At 35.8% G+C, this 2796-nt stretch carries 2 protein-coding genes and 1 pseudogene; all 3 read left to right on the forward strand.

From position 1 onward, the window contains the following. Positions 1–62: 62 nt before the first annotated feature. Entirely contained in the window at positions 63–338 is a 276-nt protein-coding gene (locus IEU71_RS09840) for a hypothetical protein (protein ID WP_004912594.1), read from the forward strand. 132 nt (positions 339–470) lie between these two features. Beyond that, positions 471–1802, forward strand: coding sequence for a dihydrolipoyl dehydrogenase family protein (locus IEU71_RS09845; protein ID WP_004912591.1), 1332 nt, complete (start codon positions 471–473; stop codon positions 1800–1802). Positions 1803–1865: 63 nt separating this feature from the next. After that, positions 1866–2692: pseudogene (msrA, locus tag IEU71_RS09850) on the forward strand (peptide-methionine (S)-S-oxide reductase MsrA). Positions 2693–2796 lie beyond the last annotated feature (104 nt).

The raw sequence follows: 2796 nt of genomic DNA on the forward strand, positions 1-2796 counted from the left end.
TTTATAATCGAAATCGTATCTCAAATGTTGCCTAAGTAACTGAATAAAAATAGTCCAATTTATTGACTTCTGAGCAAGAAGTTAGTGCGTCAGCTAAGGCAGGATCAGTATTATCACTGTCAGTGACAACTTATGAAGGAACAGTTATTCCAAAAAGTACACAGAAGGATAATTTTAATGTCACGCTATATGAAGCACAGGGGAAGGACTCAGGTAATGATAAGGGGCTGCTGTCGGTACAAAAAAATCGTTTAGTAACTGTGTCAATGATGAATGTTGTCGATAAAAATGTTGCAATTTTGCTAACACCAATTACTAAAAGTAGCAATAATAAGTAGGAGTATTTAAAAAAGTTTTGATCTAGCGTCATAAGCAAATTGTTAGTATTTATTCTGTCGGAAGAATATACTGAAGTCAATCGATATATCTATCAGTCGATATCTCACAGAAGTATCATGAAAGAGGTTGAAATGGCAAAAACGTATGATTATGATGTACTCTATATTGGTAGCGGGCATGGAACCTTTGATGGGGCTATTCCTCTCGCACAAACTGGCAAAAAGGTTGGCGTTATTGAGACAGATATGATTGGAGGCACATGCCCAAATTATGGTTGTAATGCAAAGATAGCACTTGATCAACCTGTGGTTTTAAAAAGAGCTCTTGAGAACTTGAGTTCAATTACAGCTAACGATTTACAAATTGATTGGCAACAAAACTTTAAAAACAAATCACGTATTATTGATCCATTACCAGCCATGGTAAGCAATTTATTAGTCAAATCTGGAGTCGAAATTATAAATGGCTATGGCAAATTTATTGACAAACACACAATATCAGTTAACGGTGATGCCAAAACTGCTGAAAAAATTGTTATCGCAACTGGGTTGCATCCACATCGATTAGAAGTTTCTGGTAACGAGCTGGCGCATGATAGTCGTGACTTTATGTCTTTGGGTCAACTTCCGGAAAAAATCGCTATTATTGGTTCTGGTTATATTAGTATGGAATTTGCCACAATTGCTAATGCAGCTGGTTCCAAAGTAACTGTTTTAATGCATGGTAACCGAGCTTTGAGACAATTTTATACGCCATATGTGCGTCAGGTGATCAATGATTTAGAAAAAAGAGGGGTATCCTTTATTCAAAATGCTAATGTCTCATCATTTACCCAAAGTGGTCAATCGCAAGTGGTTCACTATGCTAATGGCCAAGAATTAAAAGTCGATTACATCCTTGACGCTAGTGGTCGTGTGCCTAATGTTAACAATATCGGCTTGGATGAAATAGGCGTAAAGTATAATGAAATTGGTATTAAAGTTAATGGTTTTTTACAAACGACTGTTGATAATATATATGCTTCCGGAGATGTTATTGATAAAGTCCAGCCTAAATTGACGCCAACGGCTATTTTCGAATCGACTTATCTTTTTAATCTGTTTTCGGACAAAATTAGTTCAGAAATCAAGTATCCGGTAATTCCGTCTGTTGTTTTTACATCACCAAGAATTGCAAAAGCAGGCGTTGAAGTTGATTCAAAACAGTCCAAAAATTATGAAATTCAGAAAAATGATTTGAAAGATGACTGGTATCGTCAAGTTGCCAATGATCAACTGGCCCAAAACGCGCTTGTCTTTGATCAACAACATCATTTAGTTGGGATGACGGAAATTAGTGAAGTAGCAGAAAATTCTGTTAATACTTTTTTGCCGGCAATTGAATTTAAATTTTCGACGTCAGAAATTAATCGACTCGTGCATCTCTTTCCTTCAATCAGCGCAGCGAGTTGGGGACAAATTTAGCATATTTTACGTGATTGTTTTGTGAGATGAAAAAATGATATGTTCTCGGAGACTAAGGACATGATGACACAAGCGGATGATGTAGTTTGGCAACAAATTTATAATCTAATTCTTAATCCAAGAACAAGAGAATGGGAACGACAAGTTCTTGTTGAGGCGAAAGATAACGTTAATGGTTTTTCACTCAACACTCTGTTGGATCAACTGAAGTCTGAATTAAAACCTTTGGCAGTGCGCCGTAATTTGACACCAGATGTGATGGATTTTTATTTAAGCATAACAGGTGAAAAACAAATAGATACACGTGATAAAATGAGCCGCCATTACCAAGATGATTTACCCTATCAAGAACGTGCTATTTTTGCCGGTGGGTGTTTTTGGTGTATGGTCGAACCCTTTGACAAATTGCCAGGTATTATTGACGTTATTTCAGGTTATACTGGTGGAACGATTGCTCATCCATCTTATGATGAAGTGTTTCACAAATGACTGGTCATATAGAAGCGGTTGAAATAATATTTGATTCGCGTCAAATAACCTATCAACAATTGTTGACAATTTATTGGTCTCTGATTGACCCGACAGACGAATATGGTCAGTTCGATGATCGTGGAGAAAGTTATAAACCCGTGATTTTTGTTACAAACAATGTTCAACTCTCGTTAGCCAAAAAATCAAAAACAGATATGATTAATTCTCAGTTGTTCAAGAAACCAATTGTTGTTGACATCCGAGAGGTATTAAAATTTTGGCCGGCTGAAAACTATCATCAGGATTTTTACAAAAAGAATGTTAGTCGTTATCGAGCCATTAAGCGATTAAGAAAGATTTTTTTGAAACTTTTACAAACAAAAAAGACTATGCATCGTATTTTTACAATACGTGGATAGTCTTTTTACTTGCAACTCGACAACTTATGCTCAGAAGTCAATAAATTGGACTATTTTTATTCAGTTACTTAGGCAACATTTGAGATACGATTTCGATTATAAAA

The organism is Leuconostoc falkenbergense, from assembly GCF_014634805.1.
GTDB lineage: Bacteria > Bacillota > Bacilli > Lactobacillales > Lactobacillaceae > Leuconostoc > Leuconostoc falkenbergense.